The following is a 21,120-nucleotide window of genomic DNA, read 5'->3' as shown; positions in this document are numbered from 1 at the left end:
ATGAAAAATACACTGTTTAAAAAGAGCGGGCGGATTGAGCGTTTACATAAACGGAATCTGGAACTGGCACAGCATCATAAGAGAGATATTTATGTGGATAATCCTGAGTTTCTGGTATATCACTGGTCAGGCAAAGCGGCGACTTTCAGTCCCGCTACGGGAGATACTGCCGCTTCGGAAAGCGAACGAATCAATCTGGATGACCATAATTGCCGTATTGATGTCGGAGGCCCTTTTCCTTTTGCCAAAGAAATGCCTTCCAAAGTCTCAGGCTTTTCCAATACTCCGATAAACTTTGCGACGGATTATGCCTTCTTTCTGGACCACAGCCCGGTTGCAATTCACCCTTATGAGAAAATAGTGGGAGAATTTTACTGGCAGCTGGACGAGGCGCGTTATTTCAAATATCCGCAGGAAAAACAGGATTTAGGTTTTAAAGCAAGAGAAATGGGGGCCGGTGGCATGAGTCTGACCCATACTTGTCCGGATTTATCCATTGGGCTCGACTTGGGTTGGAACGGAATCTTAAAGAAGATACGTCATTATAAAGAACAATACCAATCATTCGACAATCAATATAGTTATGAATATCTCTGTGCAGCAGAAATTGTGTGTGAATCAATTATCCGTTATGTAGAGAGATATGCGGAGGAAGCCGGAATACGGGCAAAGAACGAAAGCGACCCGGAGATAAAAGCTATTTACGAATCGGTTTCCCGGAGTTGCCGGAACCTGGTGTCTAATGCTCCTTCCACCTTCCTGGAAGCATTACAATGGATTAACTTCTTCCAGATAGCGGAACGTATCATTGGGCATGGAAATGGTTACGGCCGCATGGACCAGCTGCTACTGCGTTTTTACCGGGCAGATGTAGAAAAAGGCATTTTAAATAAAGAGACTGCCCGCGAACTGATTGCCGAGTTGTATCTGAAATATGGCGGTAACTATTTTTGCTTCGGCGGACGGGATAAGGAACTGAAAGATGCCACCAACGAAGTAAGCTGGATTGGAGTGGAAGCATACGATATGCTGGGTGGATACAACCAGCTGGGAGTGATGTGGCATAGCGATATCGACCCCGATTTCTGGGAATATGCCTGTGATGTAGTCGGACGGCATGGTTGCGGCGCTCCTACGCTGGTCAACTATGATGTGATGCGGGCCAGCGAACTGCGCTCCGGATATAAGGAAGAAGATGCATGGAATATTGCCTATTCGGGATGCCAATGGTATTGTTCGGTAGGAAAAGAATATAGCGACCAGGATACCAATTCCCTGGTTCCTATCCAGCCGCTACAACGCACGATACGGTATGCCGCTCAAAACAAGCTGTCCGACTGGGATGCTTTCCTGGCTCATTTTCGCCGGGAACTGGATGCAACGACGGACGCATTGGTCGAATTTAAGAACAATACCTACAAATGGCAACCCAAAGTATGGCCGGAAATAGTAACGTCCTTCTGTATGCATGGCCCGATAGAAAACGGCAGAGACGTAACGGACGTCAGGGCTGTGGCAAACAATTATACTTCGGTGAATGTATTGGGTGTTCCTAATTTATGCGACAGTATGTTTGCTATACGTGAGCTGATATTCAAAGATAAAAAATATACTTTGGATGAGTTGGAAGAAGCTTTGACTACAAACTGGGAAGGCAGGGAAATCATGAGGCAGGATTTTCTGAATATGCCAAAGTTCGGGAATGATAATGCTTCCGTCGACGATATGACCGTTGAAATATGTACATTGATACGTGAAATACTGGAAGAGAAGCATAATATAAAAGGATTCCATTACCGTCCATCTCTATTCCAGTTCATGGGACATACGTATGCCGGCCCGATGCTGGGAGCAACACCCGACGGACGAAAGGCGGAAGAACCGCTAGCACATGGTATGAATCCGATGCATGGACGGAACAAAGAGGGGATTTTACCCACGATGCGTTCTTTCACCAAATTGAATTACAGTGAATACCAGGGCGGTTCATTCCAGATAGAACTTCATCCGAGCTTCTTTCCCGAAGATAAACCTCGCGGAACTTTTGTCCGGGCTTTTGCCAATCATTTCTTTACCTGCGGTGGTGTACAAATCAATTTGAATGTAGTAGATATAGCGACCCTGGAAGACGCAATGCATCACCCTGACAAAGATGAATATAAGGGAATAGTCGTGAAAGTGACCGGCTATTCTGCACATTTTGTATTCATGGATAAACAATTCCAGCAGGAATTTGTAAAAAGGGTCAATTATCAGAATTTGTAATGCAGGAAAGAGAACTGGCAGCGAATCTTGTCAAGATTACTCCGCTATCTTCACATGACGGTCCGGGGTTGCGAACGACTGTTTTCTTTAAAGGTTGTCCGCTACACTGCCGCTGGTGTCATAATCCGGAAACGATTCATCCGTTTCCGGAACTAAAATGGACTAAGCGCGATTGCATCGGTTGCCGGCAATGTGAAAAGGCATGTAAAAACGGAGCGATTGATTTTTCCCTTAAAAGAGAGTATGTAATCGATACGGATAAATGCATCCGGTGTTTTTCCTGTGTAGAACATTGCCCATCAAAAGCATTAAGTATCATCGGTCATAAATATTCACCCCAAACGTTATCGGCCTGTATCCTGAAAGATGAAGCGTTACTAAAAAGCATGGACGGAGGAGTTACATTTTCCGGAGGTGAACCAGCCCTGTATCCGGATTTTATAACCGTTCTTGCGAGAAAGTTGAAAGAGCGGGATTTACATCTGGCCCTCGATACATGCGGACAGGTTTCCTCTTCAGCCTATGAACGGATGTTGCCGTTCCTGGATTTGTTACTATTCGATATTAAAGAGATAAATCCGGAGAGACATATTGCTTTTACAGGGAAAGATAACAGGAGAGTAATTGATAACCTGCACATTATTGCCGGATTGATTCGGAAGAGCCGTCTACATACACGAATATGGGTCCGCACCCCCTTAATTCCGGGAATGACGGCCTCTGTTGAAAATATAGCAGGCATCGGAAAATTACTCAACGACTCTTTTTCAGACCTTATTGATAAATGGGAACTTTGTGCTTTTAATAATATGTGTGCCGATAAATACACAGAATTGGGATTAAACAGGTCATTGGCAACAGTTCCTTTACTAACGAATGAAGAAATGGCAGCTTTGCTTGACACGGCAAAAAAGTCGGCTGGCGAAATAAAACAAATAACAGCTTCCGGGCTTATAAAACAGAACTCTTATGATGATTGAAAATAAAACGAAAATGGTTAATCGAAAATATCTGATACCTTTTATCTTAATCACCTGCCTGTTTTTTATGTGGGGGATTCCCAACAATTTAAACGGTATACTGATAAAACAATTTATGAAGTCTTTCGAACTATCCATATTGGAGGCGAGTTTGATTCAATCTGTTTTTTATATCGGTTATTTCGTTTTTGCTTTTCCGGCTGCTACAATCATGCAAAAGTATGGTTATAAAACGGGACTGATCGGGGGACTATTACTTTTCGCCGTAGGTTGCGTGTTATTCTGGCCGGCGGCAATAGCCGGTAGTTATGCTTTTTTCCTTTTTTGCCTGTTTATTATCGCTTCCGGCCTCACTTTCCTCGAAACAGGAGCCAATCCTTTTATTGTACAGTCGGGAGATGAAGAAACGGCTGAACAACGGCTGAATCTGGCACAGGCATTCAATCCTCTGGGTTCTATTTTCGGAGTAATCATCGGTACGGTTTTCATTTTCTCCGGAGTAGAGTTAAGTGGAGAAACAATCGCAGAAATGAAAGAGGCAGGCAAATATACCGCATATTTAGAGGTGGAGACTTTACGTGTTGTCACTCCTTATCTATTTCTGGCTGTATTTGCCTGTATATGGGCAATCCTTTTGTGGAAAATAAAATTACCGGAGCAGCAGACGACCAAGGAACAAGCCACCCGTATAGGAGACTCCCTGAAAATCCTGCTGAAAAATAAAGAATTCATGAAGGGAGCCCTCGCCTTATTCCTGTATGTCGGCGCCCAGGTGGGGACATGGAGTTTCTTTATATTATATGTACAACAATATGCAGGAATAACAGAAAAAACAGCCGGCTATATGCTCTCCGCCACTTTGGTTGCTTTTACATTAGGCAGATTATCCGCAACCTGGTTGATGAAGCTGGTTAAACCGGTCCGGTTGATGGCCTTTTACAGTCTGATTAATATCATTCTGACAATCTGTTGCATATTAATGCCAGGTGTATTCGGTACATGGTGCTTATTATCGACCAGCTTCTTTATGTCATTGATGTATCCCACTATTTTTGCATCAAGCCTGAAAGGGTTGGGAGAACACACAAAGATTGGCAGTTCGGTAATGGTAATGAATATTTTAGGCGGGGCCGTCGTTACCCCTCTTATGGGAGTAATCCAGGAAATATCCAATGTTGCCATCTCTATGATTCTTCCTTCAATCGCCTATATGTATATTTTTTATTATTCAATTAAAAAGTCTTCTTAAAATAAAAAAAGAGTAAAACCAACTTCCTGTTAGTCGGCTTTACTCTTTTCTTATTTATCTGAGAATAGTTGAATACTTCTAATCAAACATATGTCTGAATTTGCTGAAGATCTTCTCTTTCATTGTACGGTTCGGCTGGAAGTTCGGTGAATTATCCAAACCGGTCAGCGTTTCTTTTTCTGACGCTGATAATGTTTCAGGAATATATACGCTGACATTTACCAGCAAATCACCTGTTCCATAACTGTTCACGGAAGGAAGTCCCTTATTTCTCAGGCGAAGGACTTTACCCGGTTGCGTACCCGGTTCGATCTTCACCTTCGCTTTACCGTCGATGGTCGGAACTTCTACGGTTCCTCCCAAAGCAGCCTGGGGAACACTCAACAACAAGTTATACAGCAAGTCATTCTCGTCACGGATCAGTTCTGCATGCGGTTCTTCTTCAACCAAAATCAGCAGGTCACCGTTTATTCCTCCGTGGCGGGCTGCATTTCCCTTTCCGCTCATGGATAACTGCATTCCTTCAGCTACGCCGGCAGGTATGTTGATCGTAATGATCTCTTCATCACGCATAACACCCTCACCGTCACATTGAGCACATTTTTTAGTGATGATCTTTCCTTCACCGCCACAAGTCGGACAGGTAGACTGTGTCTGCATCTGACCCAGAATTGTATTGGCAATACGGGTAACGACACCACTGCCATGGCAAGTCTCACAAGTCTTGGAGCTGTGGTCGTCTTCTGCTCCGCTACCGTGACATTTGCTACAAGGTACATATTTCTTAACCTTTATCTTCTTCTCTACTCCGTTAGCGATCTCTTTCAGATTCAGTTTTACCTTCACACGCAAATCTGATCCGCGGTTCACACGACGACCGCCACGTGAGCCTCCGCCAAAACCACCGAAACCGCCAAAGCCACCAAAATGTCCTCCAAAGATGTCTCCGAACTGAGAGAAGATATCTTCCATTGACATTCCGGCTCCACCAAAGCCACCTCCCTGGGATGCACCTCCTACTCCGGCATGCCCGAACTGGTCATAGCGCTGACGTTTCTGAGGATCACTCAATACGTCGTACGCTTCGGCAGCTTCCTTGAAGTTTTCTTCTGCCTGTTTGTCACCGGGGTTCTTGTCCGGGTGGAATTGGATTGCTTTCTTTCGATATGCTTTCTTAATTTCTTCTACTGTGGCGGTTTTTGACACCTCCAGCACTTCGTAATAATCTCTTTTAGCCATCTTTGTATTGTTGTTATTTGCCCTCTAGCATGTTGCTTATTCTCCTACTACTACTTTTGCGTGACGAAGCACTCTGTCATTTAAAGTATATCCGGTCTGTACACAATCCAGGATTTTACCCTTCATGCCAGGTTCCGGAGCAGGAATAGTAGCTACAGCTTCAAACATTTCGGTGTCGAAAGGTTGGCCTACCGCTTCAATAGCTTTCACTCCCTGCTGGGCCAGATAAGCCATAAATTTGGAATAGATAAGTTCTACCCCTTCTTTCACGGCTTCCACATCATCCGAGTTACGGATATTCTGTAATGCACGTTCGAAATCATCGACTACAGGAAGTAAGTTTTTCAGGGCTGCCTCACCACCGTTCTTAATCAGGTCTGCTTTTTCACGCAGGGTACGTTTGCGGTAATTATCAAATTCTGCCATCAGGCGAAGATGAGAGTCGTTCAATTCGTTATACTTCTTTTTCAACTCATCCAGCTCTTCGGTCACATTGTCAGTTTGCGCACATTCTTCTGCCGCATTTTCCTGTTCCTGCTGCAAATTTGTCGCTTCTTCGTTGTTCTGACATTCATTCTTTTCAGCCGTTTCCTTCTTTCCGTTAAAATTCATCTTGCTCATAACTATCTTAATTTTTTTATTATTACCTAATTGTCAGCATAATACGACAACTTTCATCTACTAACACTTTGGATGCAGAAAAAGTTATCCTTACGATCATACACCGGAATAACATCAAATATGCTGCCAACTATTCATACTCAACAAAAATATCTTTACCTTTGCCTATAGATTTAGGTATAAACAGGTATTATTAATACTATAATAGAATTACTGGCATTATGAAAAGAATTGTTTTATCCATATTATTGTTATTTGCATTCTTAACCGGTTATGCACAGAACCGTAGCGCGTCAATCTGTAGATTAGGATTCACATATGATATCAGCCAAAGTAACAACTGGGGAAAGTTCAAACCTGTCATTACAGGAGTTATCCCTTATTCTTCGGCAGAACTTGCAGGAATTAAGCAAGGTGATATTGTAGAAGCGATAGACGGGGTGCAGTCGGCAGAAGTTTCTCCTCAGGAGATAGCCCAGTTACTGAATCCTGCCGGTAAAAATGAAGTGATACTAACCATCTCCAATCTTTCCATCCCGACCAAACAGGTAATGGTTAAGAAGGATTGCAAGAAGGTCAACTCGATCACTGAAGACCAGTTGGCTTCGGCTTTCTCCATGTACAGTCTGGAGACTACCAGCGAGCGCACTTTTACCTGTCCGTTCAAGACAGTGGTGACACCCGATTCTATAAGCTTCGGCAAATTCAAGACATTTGCTTTCGCAGCGATAGATGAGAACAACCGTAAACTGGAAAGTGCCATCAATGATTGCATCGAGAAAGAAATGACTAAAAAAGGACTGGTGCTGGATATCGCACAACCGGATATTCTGATACAGACATTCTACTTCTTCGATAAGAATCCGAACTTCAAAGGAGCCAATAAGATCCAGATAGAGAAAGAGCCTACTTTCCGTTATAATTTTACTCAGAGTAAGATGGATTCTTTCCCGTTCCTGGGTAATTCGGCGGCAGAGGCTGAAGCAGAATACCTGTTACAATTCGGTTTCCGAATGATCGACCAGGCATTTGTTCCGGGTCGCATCCTTTGGGAATGCGAGGCGAACGAATTGCTGGAAGATTCCTACAAGCTGGAAGAATATGCCCGTATCCATGTGCCGCTGATGCTGATGCAATATCCGTATGTAAAATATGGTCGCAATGTACAATATAAGGTAAACCAGAAGACTTATAATTACACCGGGATCAGTTATGACATCGACCGTCTGGAACTCATCACGGATGTAGACCGCAATTCGCCGGCTTACGTATCAGGACTTCGTCCGCGTGACGTGATCGAAAAGATCAATGACAACAAAATGAATTATTCCGCCGAAGAATTTACAGCAGGCTATAAGAACTTCATTTCCAAAACAATGAAATTCCGCGATCCTAAAACACAATTCACGGACGCAAACGGCTTCAAACGCTGTATGTTCTGGGATACATTCCAATACCCTCAGGTTGCCGACGCTCTACAAAAGTCAGGCAATGTAGGAGGTTTCTCCTACCTATATTATTATGCTCCTTATATCAACCCGACCGGCAACAATGCCTGTACGTTTGAAATTAAACGGGGCAAAAACAAAATGGAAATGATCGTCCGCCCTACTATCCGCAGAGAGATTACGGTGGAGATAAAATAAAGCATATAAATAAACGTGATATACCCACAAAACTTTGAACAGAAAACGGGGTTCGATAAAGTACGCCGTTTAATTTCCGATAAATGTTTAAGCCCGCTGGGACAAGAGCGGGTTGCAGAGATGGAATTCTCTGCCGACTATACAACCGTTATTGAACGTCTGGAACAGACAGATGAGTTTGTCCGTATCCTGCATGGAGAGGTAGAGTTTCCTGCCAGTTTCTTTTTCGATGTCCGTTATTCGTTGAAACGGATACGCCCGGAAGGAACCTGGCTGGACGAAAAGGAATTGTTCGACCTGAAACGTTCGCTACAGACAATCAACGATATTGTCCGTTTCTTCCGGACGGAAGAGGATGAAGAAATAGCTTATCCGGCTTTGACAGCGCTGGCTGGTGACATTCTTGTTTTCCCCCAGTTGATCGGAAAAATAGATTCTATCCTCGACAAGTTCGGGAAAGTAAAAGACAATGCGTCTCCTACCCTGGCACAGATCAGAAAAGAAATTTCATCCACGATGAGCGGTATTTCCCGCAGCCTGCAATCCATCCTGCGGAATGCACAGTCGGAAGGCGTAGTAGACAAAGATGTCACCCCGACCATGCGCGACGGTCGTCTGATGATTCCCGTAGCCCCAGCTTTTAAGAGAAAGATAAAAGGTATCGTACACGACGAATCGGCCAGTGGAAAGACAGTTTTCATTGAACCGGAAGTTGTTGTGGAAGCCAACAACCGGGTGCGTGAGCTGGAAGGTGACGAACGCCGAGAGATCATGAAGATCCTGACGGAGTTTACCAATATTGTACGCCCGATGGTGCCGGATATCCTGCAATCATATGAGTTTATGGCGGATATTGATTTTATCCGTGCCAAAGCGCTCTTTGCCGAACAGGTAAAAGGGATCAAGCCGGTTGTGGAGAATGTACAACAGGTGGATTGGGCGCGTGCCGTTCATCCGCTGCTTTACCTGTCATTGCAGAAACAAAACAAGCAAGTCATACCACTCGATATCACACTCGATGAAAAGAAGCGTATCCTGATTATTTCAGGACCGAACGCCGGAGGTAAATCAGTCTGTCTGAAAACGGTCGGACTGCTACAATATATGATGCAATGCGGATTATTGATTCCATTGCACGAAAGTTCACGCACCGGTATATTCTCCAGTATTTTTATTGATATCGGTGACGAGCAAAGTATTGAGAACGACTTGAGTACTTATAGCTCCCATCTGACCAACATGAAGTATTTCGTCAGAAACTGTAACGAAAAGACAATCATACTGATCGATGAGTTCGGTAGCGGTACGGAACCCCAGATAGGTGGTGCCATTGCCGAGGCTTTGCTAGACCGTTTCAACCGGAACCGCAGTTTCGGTGTAATTACGACGCACTATCAGAATCTGAAGCATTTTGCCGAAGATACGGAAGGCATCGTAAACGGCGCCATGTTGTATGACCGCCATCTGATGCAGCCGTTATTCAAATTGTCTATCGGGAATCCGGGGAGCTCGTTTGCTGTCGAAATTGCACGAAAGATCGGTTTACCGGAAGATGTGATAGCAGACGCCTCTGCCAAAGTCGGCTCCGATTATATCGATATGGACAAATACCTGCAAGATATTGTCCGCGATAAACGTTACTGGGAAAGCAAACGGCAGAATATCCGCCAGCAGGAAAAGAAACTGGAAGATATCACCTCCCGTTACGAAAAAGATCTGGAAGAGGTAAACAGGCAACGAAAGGAGATCATGCGCGAAGCGAAAGCCGAAGCGCAACGAATACTGGCCGAAGCTAATGCCAGGATCGAGAATACGGTTCGTGAAATCAAGGAAGCACAAGCAGAAAAGGAACAGACCAAACTTGCCCGTAAAGCGTTGGAAGAGTTTAAGGCCTCTGTCGAATCGGCCGGAGAAGAAGATGACAAGATCGCCCGCAAGATGGCGAAGTTGCAGGAACGGAAAGAGCGTAAAAAGCAAAAACAGAATACACCTGCCGCCAAACAGACATTCAACCGCGATGTGATCGAAGTGGGCGACAATGTCCGCCTGAAAGGACAGGTTTCTGCCGGAACAGTTATGGAACTTCAGGGCAAACAGGCGGTCGTAGCATTCGGCATGATTAAAAGTACGGTTAAACTGGAACAACTGGAGAAAGTCAGCAAAGGACAGATCAAGAAGGGAATCCAGAAAAGTACATTTGTCAGCTCGGATACGACCGACCATATGCACGAGAAGAAATTGAACTTTAAGCAGGAAATAGATGTTAGAGGTATGAGAGGCGATGAAGCACTGCAAACTGTCACCTATTTCATTGATGATGCCATCCAGGTCGGAGCATCGAGGGTGCGTATCCTGCATGGCACGGGTACAGGGATCCTGCGGCAACTGATACGCGACTATCTGCATTCAGTTCCCGGTGTCCGCCATTATCACGATGAGCATGTTCAACTGGGAGGTGCAGGCATCACTGTTGTGGAACTGGATTAAACAAGGGTATCTATGAGACGAAAAGAAGCTACACATGTGCACAGAAAAAGACATATTTCTAACCGGCATCTGTCGGATAAGTATTATTATGCCGGTGAGCATGAGACTGTAACCGACATTCGTCTCACCCAATACAATGCCGATGTACTCCATACGGCTGAAGTAAAAAAGGGTACTTCTTCTTTCGGCAAGCTGGTCGATCCGAACAAAATAAACTGGTTTCAGGTAAGCGGGCTGACCGACTCCGATACCATTACGCGTATCGTAAAAGAGTTTGGCCTGCACAATCTGGATGCCAAGGATATACTGACACCTCAGCATGTCGTAAAGATCGAGGAATATGCGAACCATGTGCTCATTATCCTGAATTCCAGCTATTATGATGCCAATATGGAGATACATTCCGAGCATATCAGCTTGTTGGTCACCGGAAATGTAGTCATCACTTTCACTGAAAGTAATAATCCGGTATTCGCCAACACAATGAAAGCGCTGGAATCCGATATGCTGAACCTGCGAAAAAAAGGCAGCGGACTGCTGCTTGCTTTCCTGCTGAATACGATCATTGCCAATCTGGTGGAAACGGCCTCCAAAGTTGAAGAAATGCTGGAAGATATCGAAGAGACACTGCTCGACATCAAAAGCGACCAGGGAAACATGGGTTCGATGATCCAGCAACGCCGGCATGAATATATGCTTATCCGCAAAAACAGCCAGCCATTGAAGGAACAGTTCCCCAAACTACTGCGTACGGAGAACGGAATAATCAGTCCCGATATGCTTCCGATCTACAACGACCTTGCCGACCAGTTACAATTCGTTATCCAGACAACAGAAAGTTGCCGGGAAATCATTTCTTCATTGGTGGACCTTTATATTTCCAACAATGACCTGCGAATGAATGCGATCATGAAACGGTTGACGGTCGTATCTACCCTGTTCATCCCGCTGACATTCCTGGTCGGCGTATGGGGTATGAACTTCAAGCTGATGCCCGAACTGGACTGGAGATATGGCTATGGTATTGCCTGGGGAATCATGTTCCTCACAGGCATACTAACCTGGATTTATATGCGAAAAAAAGACTGGTTCTAAATCCCGTAATTCCTTTTGAACTGGTAATAAGTATTTCTGGACACGTTGAAATGCTTGCAGATCATGACAACAGTGTCCCCTCTTTCAAGCATGTTCATCACTTCATCTTTGTTGGCATCCAGCAAAGATTGCTTGGCATCCGTTCCTTTCGGACGTCCCAATTGCAAGCCCTCCTTCTCTTTCTTATGGTTCAACGCCTCTTTCGTACGGACAGACATCAGGTTGTGTTCTATCTCCGAAACCAGATTACAGGTGGTCGATACTACCTCCGTATTCAGGCTGTCATCCAAAAGATAACGGTCATTTATACTATATACATGAACCCCCAGGGTCATACATTTACTCAAAAGGGTCATTACTTCGGACAAGGTACGACCAAACCGGGCAATATCCGTTATAATAACTTTATCACCTTTTTTCATTCTGTCCAACACACGGAACAGAGTCGGTTCACTCTCCTTTCTTTTTCCGTCTACTATATCAGTGATCCATTTACTGATTTCCAAACCATTTGCTGACGCATAACGAGTAATTTCATCTTTCTGTCTTTCAAGATGTTGCTTGTCAATAGTTACTCTCAAATAAGCTATTACCATAAAACTTCTGCTACTTACTATTTTGAATGTGCAAAATACATTTTCGTTTACGCGGTGAAGATACAATAAAGTAATGACAGGTCATACATTATTTCCCGTTTCCTCGCATAAAAAAACGCTAAAAAGAGAAGTATAGCAATTTAAAAAACAAGGCGTTACACATAATGCTAAACTTTCCCTTTTATTTAAAGAAAATGTTATTGAAAACAAGATGAAACATTCTTTAATAAGCGCTGCATACATTTTATGTTTATATCCGGTAAAACAATCGTATCTTTGCGTTCATGAAGAAATATCTTTTAGTCATACTAACGTTCCTGTATCTCGGGGTTTCCAGCGGAATAATCCTGAATATCCATCATTGCATGGGTAAGATAGTGGAAGTTGACCTGTGGCAAAATGATATATGCCCTTCATGCAAGGAGAAGAAACAAACACATCATTGCTGTTCTACAGATACGCAGTTGGTGAAGATGACAGTCGACCAGAATATCGACCAGATACCGGTGATAGATTATACTCCGGTTGCTTTGTCCTTGCTGTTCGATATAAATGACCTGTTGGTCCTCTCCGAAACGGACGGCTCAACTCTATTCAATCCTTTTTATAATACCCCACCCGACGAATGTAGTGGTACAGAACTATGCATTCGAAACTGTTCTTTTCTGATTTAGTGAATGCCGGCTACCTGTCGGTAGTCTCTTTTGTTCACATTCCATAAACAAAAAAAGATTATAATCTGTTCCTTTTGTGTAACACGAGAGGAAACTTCATATGCATAGGCATTCTTTGGAAAACAATGTTTGCCCGTTCTAAGAAGTTGTATGCAGCAAATAAATCCATCAGAATAAAAAAACAGTACTCTATGCTAAATAAAATAATCTGTTATTTCCTTGAGAACAGGGTGATAACCATGCTATTATTACTATTGGTCGTTGTCTGGGGAATATCCACATCTCCTTTCAACTGGCACGGTGGTATCATACCCCGTAATCCAATCCCGGTGGATGCCATTCCCGATATAGGCGACAACCAACAGATTGTCGCTACCGAATGGATGGGACGGTCTCCCAAAGACATACAAGACCAAATCACTTATCCGCTGACAACTTCCCTACTGGGAATACCTGGGGTTAAAAGTATCCGGAGCAGTTCCATGTTCGGAATGTCATTCATTTATATCATTTTTGATGACAATATAGAATTTTACTGGAGCCGTTCACGTATCCTGGAGAAGTTGAATTCCCTGCCTTCCGGCACATTGCCGGAAGGTGTACAGCCAGCCCTCGGGCCTGATGCAACGGCTTTGGGACAAATATATTGGTATACGCTGGAAGGTAGAAATCCGGAAACGGGTAAACCCACCGGAGGCTGGAATGCCGAAGAGTTACGCACGATACAGGACTTCTACATCAAATATAGCCTTTCGGCTGCCGAAGGAGTATCGGAAGTGGCTTCTGCCGGAGGTTTTGTAAAGGAATATCAAATCGAATTGAATCCGGATGCCATGCGGCTTTCAATATATCGGTTATGGATATTATGAACGCCGTCAAGAAAAGTAACCTCGATATCGGTGCGGAAACGATGGAGATAAACAAAGTAGAATATCTGATCCGGGGATTGGGATATATTAAAGATGTATCCGACCTGGAAAAGGCTGTCGTCACTGTGCGCGACGGTGTTCCAGTCCGTATTTCAGATGTTGCTTTCGTAAATATAGGCCCGGGAACACGTCGGGGCGGACTGGATAAGGAAGGTATCGAAGCTGTCGGCGGAGTGGTTATCGCCCGTTACGGTGCTAATCCGCTGGAGGTGATTGACAATGTTAAGACGAAAATAAAAGAAATTGAAGCCGGACTTCCCCAAAAGACATTGGAGGACGGGACAGTTTCGAAAGTAACCGTTGTTCCGTTTTACGACCGTACCAACCTGATAAAAGAGACAATCGGGACACTGGAGACTTCACTTTCGCATGAAATATTGATTTGTATCATTGTAATTATCGTACTGGTACTGAACCTGCGTGCCTCGGTCATCATTGCCAGCATGTTGCCGATAGCCGTACTGGCGACTTTCATCCTCATGAAATATACCGGGATAGAGGCAAATATTGTCGCATTATCGGGTATTGCGATAGCAATCGGAGTCATGGTCGATGTCGGGGTTGTTTTTGTGGAAAGTATTATCCGGTATATGGAGATGCCGGAGAACAAAGACATTAAAAGAGGTAAAGCCTTCGTAAGCCTTATTTACAAAGCAGTAAGTGAAGTGTCCGGTGCCATCGCGACGGCGATGATAACAACCATTGTCAGTTTCCTGCCGGTCTTTGCGATGGAGGCACAGGAAGGGAAGATGTTTTCTCCCCTCGCCTATACAAAAACATATGCGCTGGCTTCCGCTTTTATTTTGGGGTTAATAATATTACCTACGCTCTCTTATCTGCTGTTCTCCGTCAGGATAAATTCAAAAATGATACGGAAGGTGGCTAATTATTTGTTAGTTGTAGCAGGTATCGTATTACTGGTTATCTATGGAGCATACCGGCACTGGGACTTACGGCTGTCGGTGTGAATAACCTGCTCGCTTCTTATTGGAAGAATCCCCAAATGAGTACCTATATCAATATAGGCATTACGCTGCTGGTTGCTATTTATTACCTGTCGGAAGAATGGTTGCCGATGGGACCGCAAGCCGGATTATCCGCCAATATATTATTTGTTGCTGCCTGTATCCTTATTATTTTATCTCTTCTGTGGATATTGGTTATTTACTATGAAAAGATACTGAGATGGTGCCTCAGCCACCGCTGGCAGTTTATGATTATCCCTGCCGCTACCATCGTATTCGGTTTTATGATTTGGAGAAAAATCGGCGAAGAGTTTATGCCCAGCCTGAACGAAGGCTCCTTCCTGCTGATGCCGACCAGTATGCCCCATACCGGGATTGCACAGAACCTGGATTATATCGAAGCACTGGATAAACGTCTGGCGGCTATTCCCGAAGTAGAGACAGCCATCGGGAAATGGGGACGTGTCAACTCGGCTCTCGACCCGGCTCCGGCACAGATGTTTGAAAACACCATCAATTATCGTCCGGAATATATATTGAATGAAGACGGACAGCGCGAACGGTTCAAGGTAAACGGGAAAGGAGAATATCTTTTAAAAGACGGCGGTACTTATAATCCAGCCGACGGTTTCCGGCTTATCCCCCGCGACAGCCTGATACCTGACCGGAAGGGAGATTATTTCCGTCAATGGCGTCCGGAAATTAAAAACACAGACGATATCTGGCAGCAGATTGTGAATGTCACCCATTTACCGGGTTTGACCTCCGCTCCTAAATTACAGCCGATAGAGGCACGTCTGGTCATGCTTTCCACCGGGATGCGTGCCCCGATGGGACTAAAGATATATGGTCCGGACCTGGAGACAATCGAGCAAAGCGGAAAAGCGATAGAACAGGCATTGAAAGAAGTTCCTTCGGTTATCCCATCTTCCGTCTTCTACGACAGGGCAGTCGGCGCCCCTTATCTGGAAATAAAGTTGAACAGGGATAATATGGCCCGCTACGGAGTAAATGTAGAAGACTTACAGGAGATATTGAGTGCTGCTGTCGGTGGAATGGTATTGACCACTACGGTCGAAGGCAGGGAACGTTTCCCGGTCCGTCTCCGTTATGCACGTGAACTGCGGGATAATCCGGAGGCTTTATCCATGTTACTGGTTCCTACCGCTACCGGCGCACAGATTCCATTGAAAGAACTGGCGGATATCGACTATACCCGGGGAGCACAGATGATTCAAAGTGAGAATACGTTTCTGGTCGGTTATGTCATATTCGACAAAACATCCGGCAAAGCCGAAGTAGATGTAGTAAAAGAAGCGACACGCGTACTGGACCAAAAGATAAAAGACGGAGAGTTGACTTTGGCAAAAGGCGTCTCCTATAAATTCGCCGGCAATTACGAACAACAGGAACGAGCCACCCAGCGGTTGGCGATTGTTGTTCCATTGGCATTGCTAATCGTTTTACTGGTACTCTATTTCCAGTTTAAAACAGTAATAGCTTCCCTCATCCACTTCTCCGGCGTATTTGTCGCTTTTGCTGGAGGTTTTATCCTGCTTTGGTTGTACGGGCAGGATTGGTTCATGAACTTTTCCGTAGGGGGAGAAAACATGAGAGACCTTTTCCAGATGCATACAATCAACCTGAGCGTCGCTGTCTGGGTCGGCTTTATCGCCCTGTTCGGAGTCGCAACCGATGATGGCGTGCTGATGGGGACATACATCCACCAGACTTTCCTGCAACAGAATCCGACTACTAAAGAAGCGATACGGGAAGCAGTCGTTACAGCCGGACTCAAACGTGTACGTCCTGCCGCCATGACGACGGCAACAACATTAATCGCCTTACTGCCGGTACTGACTTCTACCGGAAAGGGAGCCGATATCATGGTACCGATGGCAATACCCACTTTCGGAGGTATGCTGATACAATCTATGACTATGTTCGTAGTCCCTGTGCTGCAATGCTGGTGGCGCGAAAGTGTGATTAAGAAAGAGCAAAAGAAACAGAACATTGAAATAAATACAAGCGATGAGAAATAAGATAAAAGTACAAGCATATATAACAGGAATAGTCCTGCAGCTCGGTTTCCTTCCGGCATTTTCACAGCAGGCAGACAGCCTGTCGTGGTATCTGGAGACAGCCGCACGCAACAACCCGTTGGTAAACTCCAACTTTGCCCTCTATAAGGCTTCACTGGAAAAGATTCCACAGGCAGGAGCTTACGAAGACCCGGAACTGGATATCGGTGTTTTTGTCAAACCGATGGAGACACTGAGCGGTAAACAGATTGCCGACTTTACCCTGATGCAGATGTTCCCCTGGTTCGGAACGCGTAAAGCGGCCCGCAATGAGGCGACCGAAATGTCACGCATGGCCTACGAGCAATTCCGTGAAGCCAGGAACAATCTGTTTTATGAAGTAAAGAGCCAGTGGTACCAGTTATGTAACCTCAACGAACAATATAAAAACACGCAAGCTAATCTTGCTTTATTGGAACAATTGGAAAAATTGGCACTCAACCGTTATTCCGCACCGTCAGCCAATGCACCCGCCTCCACAGTTACCCCCATTACAGGCAATGCAGTTACTCCCCCCGCTTCCAATGGAAGCAGTATGGATAACATGGGAGGAATGGGAAGCGGCACCCAAGCAGCTCCACAAGGTAGTCCGGCTGGCAATTCCTCTATGCTGGAAATGGCTTCCGGTCCTATGGGAAGTTCTATGGGTACCGGCAGTTCTTCAGGCACCATGTCGGACGTACTGCGCATACAGATAGAAAAAGCGGAACTTCAGAATAATCTGGAGCTCATAGTCTCCAACAGAACGGCAGCCGAAGCACGTTTCAATGCCCTGTTAAACCGCAGACAAGATATGAAGGTTGCTGTTCCCGATTCTTTGCAACAACTGCATTTCCTGATTGACGACCAGGCTATGACCGACAGTATCATGATAGCCAACCCAATGTTATCGATGCTCGAAGCCGAAGCGAATGCCTACCGGGCAAAAGCAGAGATGGATAAAAAGATGAGTTATCCGATGTTTGGAATCGGCCTGCAATATTCACTGGTCGGAAAATCGAATAACAATATGGCTATGGATAACATGAACGGTATGGATATGGTCATGCCTATGTTTAAAATCAGTATTCCAATCTTTCGTAAAAAGTATCAGGCACAACAAAAGGAAAGCCGGCACTACCGCCAGGCAAGCGAACTGAAATACGAAAATACGCTGAATCAGCTGCAATCCGAATACCAGACGGTTAAACAACAGTTGGCGGATGCATCCCGGAAAATAGCTCTTTATCAAAAGCAGCAGGAGTTGTCATTATCCACCTGGCAACTGATTGTTCGGGAATTTTCCGCCGGAACAACCAGTCTGACAGATGTCATACAGGTAGAACGCCAGCTTTTGGATTACCGCCTCAAGAAAAGCGAAGCTATTGCGGAATACAATACAAGGATAGCCGGCATGGAAAAATTAGTAGCAACCTCAATAAACGAATAAAGACATGAAAAAGATAAAAGAATGGTTTAAAACCAAACAAGTACAATATATCCTGTTTGTAATGGCCGGTTTATTTCTGGGCTGGTTATTCTTCAGTCCGTCCTCCACAACACCCCAGGTAAACGACGAACACCATAGCCATGACAGCATTGCGGAACACCCCCACAGTCATGACCTGCAACAGGATGAAAACGGCGTATGGACCTGCTCCATGCATCCTCAAATCAAACAGGATAAACCGGGAAAATGCCCGATATGCGGTATGGACCTGATTCCTTTACGCAAAAGCGGTAATAGCCACGAGAATATAGACCCTTCCGCCATCCAGTTATCGGAAGAGGCAATAGCACTGGCTAATGTGCAAACCTCACGTGTCAGCAAAGAAAACCCGGTTAAGGAAGTGCGCCTGTACGGTAAAATAGCACCGGACGAACGGAGCCTGCAATCGCAAACCGCCCATGTGGGAGGCCGCATAGAAAGTCTGGCCGTCGATTTTACCGGCGAAACGGTCCGTGCCGGACAAACGCTGGTCACCCTATACTCGCCGGATTTATTTACGGCACAACAGGAATTACTGGAAGCTATCAAAATGCAGCAACCCGCCTTAATCAAAGCTGCCCGCGAGAAACTGCAACTCTGGAAGATGACGGATGCTCAGATAGCGGCTATCGAACAATCCGGCACCACCTCTCCTACTGTAGAGATTAAATCGAATACAAGCGGTATCGTTATGTCAAAGCGGGTCAGCCAGGGGGATTATGTTTCGCAGGGAGCCGTATTATTCGATGTTGCCAACCTTTCAAAGGTATGGGCCATGTTCGATGCCTATGAAACAGACCTGCCCTTCCTGAGTAAAGGAGATCCGGTCTCATTCACCATGCAGGCATTCCCCGGCAAAGTATTTAAAGGGCGTATTGCCTTTATCGATCCGATTGTCAATCCGACCAGCCGTACCTCCCGGGTTCGTGTCGAAGTAGCAAATCCGGGTATGGAACTGAAACCGGAGATGTATGCGACAGCCATCGTCGACGCTCCTCTGAAAGGATATAAAGATCAGATTGTCGTTCCCCAGACAGCCGTACTCTGGACAGGCAAGCGGTCTATCGTTTACGTCAAACAACCGGACATGTCTACCCCGACATTCCAAATGCGTGAAGTGGAACTGGGTCCGTCGTTAGGCAATGCCTATGTGATACTGAAAGGACTTTCGGATGGAGAAGAAATTGTAACCACTGGCGTTTTCTCTATCGACGCCAGTGCACAGCTGGAAGGAAAAACATCTATGATGAATAATGACGGAAACACGGCTCACCCGATGACCGGACATGAAGGGCACCAGATGCATGGAGCAACGACAGCTAAAAGTGAGCATGTTATGTTCGGAGTAAAAGGAGCCTGCGACATGTGCAAGCAACGAATTGAAGATGCCGCCAAAAGTGTAAAAGGAGTCACTTCCGCCTCATGGGATAAAGAAGCGCAAATGGTCCATCTGCAATTCAATCCAGAACAGACCTCTGCTGATGCCATTGCCAAAGCGATAGCCAAAGCCGGGCACGACAACGATAAGTATAAAGCAGACGACAGTGTTTACAACAAGCTCCCGGCTTGCTGCAAGTACCGTCAATAGAAGAGTGAAGCGCAAACAAAAAGGGCTACAATTCATTTTGTATCCCTTTCCCGTTTGCGCTTCAAAAATTATCCTCTTCCTATCAATAATACGTCTCTGTTAGCGGAATATTTACTTCGACAGATAGTGCCCCACTGCCATCACTACAAAAACGTACTTTGTTTTCCCGGGCCAACCAACCCAATGCGAGAAAAATAACAGACTCCTTACAATGAGTCATCTCTCCAATCTTTCTGATAGACATGTTACCTCTCTCTGCGAGCAAGCGCCAGATCTGACCAGCACTTGAACCAACGTCATTCTTATTCATAACACTCCATTTTTTGATATGTGACCTAAAACTAATAATAATGGATCAAACGGACATGTTCCATTTGACTCCTATATTAGTTACTTATACCATTATTACTCAACTTTCGCACAAAACAAATGACTTTGCTTTATAAATGAAACAACCTTGACACTAAAAATGTTTCACAAAAACCATACTTATTCAATATAAATTGAAAGACAAATAACCTTTAGGCTTACAATCAGCAACTTCCGTCATTCATTTTTCTGATAAAAAGAATTGTAGGAAACCGTAAACAAAGCCTTTCCCTAAACTGTTTGAATTATATAGAATCAAATAAAACAATTAGGCGATATGGACGATTATGAATTAATTGATAACGAAGAGAGACACCAATACGAATTTCACATTGGCAAATACGTTCCGAAAATTGAGTATATAAAAACCAAGAACGGCGAGATATACCTTACACACACCGAAGTGCCCGTAGCCCTCGAAGGGAAAGGTGTCGGCAGCAGCTGGCTGAAAAAGTGCTGAAGGATATAGAAAAACAAGAATTGCGTCTGGTTCCGTTGTGTCCCTTCGTTGCCGGATACATCCAAAAGCATCCGGACTGGCGGCGCATAGTAATGAGAGGTATTAACATAGGATAAAGCGATATAGATATGGGGAAAAAAATTGAATATTCAAACGGCGAACTGACAATTATATGGCAGCCTGACCTTTGTCAGCATTCGGGTATTTGTGTAAAAACATTGCCACAGGTATATAACCCCAAGGAAAGACCCTGGGTTAAAATAGAAAATGCAACCACTGATGAATTGATCGCACAGATCAACAAATGCCCGTCGGGAGCGCTTAGTTACAGGCTTAATAAAAAAGAAGAAGAATAGGTAAATAAATAAATGCTATAACTTAATTACTGACTTCCGTCGGGCTCGTTCA

The 21,120-nt window shown here is 44.7% G+C and carries 14 protein-coding genes and 2 pseudogenes; 12 read left to right on the top strand and 4 right to left on the bottom strand.

Annotated features, from left to right (window positions below):
- From DXA15_RS06670 to fucP, 3 genes are read left to right on the top strand one after another with little or no spacing between them, the layout of a single operon-like run.
- Positions 1-2,265, top strand: a complete 2,265-nt coding sequence (locus DXA15_RS06670) for a pyruvate formate lyase family protein (RefSeq protein ID WP_128133508.1) — start codon at positions 1-3, stop codon at positions 2,263-2,265.
- Positions 2,265-3,245 carry a glycyl-radical enzyme activating protein gene (locus DXA15_RS06665; protein ID WP_128133507.1) on the top strand — a complete coding sequence of 327 codons (981 nt, stop codon included), beginning with the start codon at positions 2,265-2,267 and terminating at the stop codon, positions 3,243-3,245. The genes DXA15_RS06670 and DXA15_RS06665 overlap by 1 nt, the downstream gene beginning before the upstream one ends.
- The gene (gene fucP / locus DXA15_RS06660) at positions 3,235-4,494 is read left to right on the top strand and encodes an L-fucose:H+ symporter permease (RefSeq protein ID WP_128133506.1); all 1,260 of its coding nucleotides are present in this window, start codon (positions 3,235-3,237) and stop codon (positions 4,492-4,494) included. Before DXA15_RS06665 ends, fucP begins: the two co-directional genes overlap by 11 nt.
- 78 nt (positions 4,495-4,572) lie before the next feature.
- Here the strand turns inward: fucP and dnaJ are convergent, their stop codons facing one another.
- Together dnaJ and DXA15_RS06650 are read right to left on the bottom strand one after the other, a co-directional pair.
- Positions 4,573-5,733, bottom strand: coding sequence for a molecular chaperone DnaJ (gene dnaJ, locus DXA15_RS06655; protein WP_010803395.1), 1,161 nt, complete (start codon positions 5,731-5,733; stop codon positions 4,573-4,575).
- Between the two features lie 36 nt (positions 5,734-5,769).
- A complete protein-coding gene (locus DXA15_RS06650; protein WP_007659266.1) occupies positions 5,770-6,354 on the bottom strand; it encodes a nucleotide exchange factor GrpE in 585 nt (194 codons plus the stop codon).
- 221 nt (positions 6,355-6,575) lie between these two features.
- Here DXA15_RS06650 and DXA15_RS06645 point away from each other — a divergent pair, with 221 nt between their 5' ends.
- From DXA15_RS06645 to corA, 3 genes are read left to right on the top strand one after another with little or no spacing between them, the layout of a single operon-like run.
- Complete coding sequence (locus DXA15_RS06645; protein ID WP_128133505.1) at positions 6,576-8,000, top strand: PDZ domain-containing protein; 1,425 nt, start codon at positions 6,576-6,578, stop codon at positions 7,998-8,000.
- Between the two features lie 15 nt (positions 8,001-8,015).
- Positions 8,016-10,487 (top strand): endonuclease MutS2, encoded by a 2,472-nt coding sequence (locus DXA15_RS06640; protein WP_128133504.1) that lies wholly within the window; start codon positions 8,016-8,018, stop codon positions 10,485-10,487.
- Positions 10,488-10,499: 12 nt separating this feature from the next.
- Complete coding sequence (gene corA, locus DXA15_RS06635; RefSeq protein ID WP_128133503.1) at positions 10,500-11,582, top strand: magnesium/cobalt transporter CorA; 1,083 nt, start codon at positions 10,500-10,502, stop codon at positions 11,580-11,582.
- On the opposite strand, the gene DXA15_RS06630 is transcribed toward corA, so the two are convergent.
- A complete protein-coding gene (locus DXA15_RS06630; RefSeq protein ID WP_128133502.1) occupies positions 11,579-12,178 on the bottom strand; it encodes a recombinase family protein in 600 nt (199 codons plus the stop codon). The two genes, corA and DXA15_RS06630, sit on opposite strands and share 4 nt — an antisense overlap.
- Positions 12,179-12,462: 284 nt before the next feature.
- Between DXA15_RS06630 and DXA15_RS06625 the strand changes: the two genes are divergently transcribed.
- From DXA15_RS06625 to DXA15_RS06610, 4 genes and pseudogenes are all read left to right on the top strand, one after another.
- Positions 12,463-12,852, top strand: coding sequence for a hypothetical protein (locus DXA15_RS06625; protein ID WP_128133501.1), 390 nt, complete (start codon positions 12,463-12,465; stop codon positions 12,850-12,852).
- A gap of 191 nt (positions 12,853-13,043) precedes the next feature.
- A pseudogene (locus DXA15_RS06620) lies at positions 13,044-16,788 on the top strand (efflux RND transporter permease subunit).
- On the top strand, positions 16,778-18,256 hold the full coding sequence (locus tag DXA15_RS06615) for a TolC family protein (RefSeq protein WP_128133500.1): 1,479 nt from the start codon (positions 16,778-16,780) through the stop codon (positions 18,254-18,256). The pseudogene DXA15_RS06620 and the gene DXA15_RS06615 overlap by 11 nt, the downstream one beginning before the upstream one ends.
- Before the next feature lie 4 nt (positions 18,257-18,260).
- Complete coding sequence (locus tag DXA15_RS06610) at positions 18,261-19,883, top strand: efflux RND transporter periplasmic adaptor subunit (protein ID WP_128133499.1); 1,623 nt, start codon at positions 18,261-18,263, stop codon at positions 19,881-19,883.
- 82 nt (positions 19,884-19,965) lie between these two features.
- Here the strand turns inward: DXA15_RS06610 and DXA15_RS06605 are convergent, their stop codons facing one another.
- Positions 19,966-20,193: a winged helix-turn-helix domain-containing protein gene (locus tag DXA15_RS06605; RefSeq protein ID WP_007659257.1), complete on the bottom strand. Its 228-nt coding sequence runs from the start codon at positions 20,191-20,193 to the stop codon at positions 19,966-19,968.
- 336 nt (positions 20,194-20,529) lie between these two features.
- On the opposite strand from DXA15_RS06605, the pseudogene DXA15_RS06600 reads away from it, so the two are divergent.
- Both DXA15_RS06600 and DXA15_RS06595 read left to right on the top strand, forming a co-directional pair.
- A pseudogene (locus DXA15_RS06600) lies at positions 20,530-20,828 on the top strand (GNAT family N-acetyltransferase).
- Between the two features lie 12 nt (positions 20,829-20,840).
- On the top strand, positions 20,841-21,068 hold the full coding sequence (locus tag DXA15_RS06595) for a (4Fe-4S)-binding protein (protein WP_007659254.1): 228 nt from the start codon (positions 20,841-20,843) through the stop codon (positions 21,066-21,068).
- Positions 21,069-21,120 lie beyond the last annotated feature (52 nt).

Source organism: Parabacteroides sp. AM58-2XD, assembly GCF_003463685.1.
Classification (GTDB): domain Bacteria; phylum Bacteroidota; class Bacteroidia; order Bacteroidales; family Tannerellaceae; genus Parabacteroides; species Parabacteroides segnis.
This window is presented reverse-complemented; position numbering and strand designations above follow the sequence as displayed.

Coding starts and splice junctions, on each gene's coding strand:
- dnaJ (WP_010803395.1), bottom strand. CDS start 5,733: ATGGCTAAAAGAGATTATTACGAAGTGCTGGAGGTGTCAAAAACCGCC.
- DXA15_RS06645 (WP_128133505.1), top strand. CDS start 6,576: ATGAAAAGAATTGTTTTATCCATATTATTGTTATTTGCATTCTTAACC.
- DXA15_RS06595 (WP_007659254.1), top strand. CDS start 20,841: ATGGGGAAAAAAATTGAATATTCAAACGGCGAACTGACAATTATATGG.
- corA (WP_128133503.1), top strand. CDS start 10,500: ATGAGACGAAAAGAAGCTACACATGTGCACAGAAAAAGACATATTTCT.
- DXA15_RS06630 (WP_128133502.1), bottom strand. CDS start 12,178: ATGGTAATAGCTTATTTGAGAGTAACTATTGACAAGCAACATCTTGAA.
- DXA15_RS06625 (WP_128133501.1), top strand. CDS start 12,463: ATGAAGAAATATCTTTTAGTCATACTAACGTTCCTGTATCTCGGGGTT.
- DXA15_RS06610 (WP_128133499.1), top strand. CDS start 18,261: ATGAAAAAGATAAAAGAATGGTTTAAAACCAAACAAGTACAATATATC.
- DXA15_RS06615 (WP_128133500.1), top strand. CDS start 16,778: ATGAGAAATAAGATAAAAGTACAAGCATATATAACAGGAATAGTCCTG.
- DXA15_RS06670 (WP_128133508.1), top strand. CDS start 1: ATGAAAAATACACTGTTTAAAAAGAGCGGGCGGATTGAGCGTTTACAT.
- DXA15_RS06605 (WP_007659257.1), bottom strand. CDS start 20,193: ATGAATAAGAATGACGTTGGTTCAAGTGCTGGTCAGATCTGGCGCTTG.
- DXA15_RS06650 (WP_007659266.1), bottom strand. CDS start 6,354: ATGAGCAAGATGAATTTTAACGGAAAGAAGGAAACGGCTGAAAAGAAT.
- DXA15_RS06665 (WP_128133507.1), top strand. CDS start 2,265: ATGCAGGAAAGAGAACTGGCAGCGAATCTTGTCAAGATTACTCCGCTA.
- fucP (WP_128133506.1), top strand. CDS start 3,235: ATGATGATTGAAAATAAAACGAAAATGGTTAATCGAAAATATCTGATA.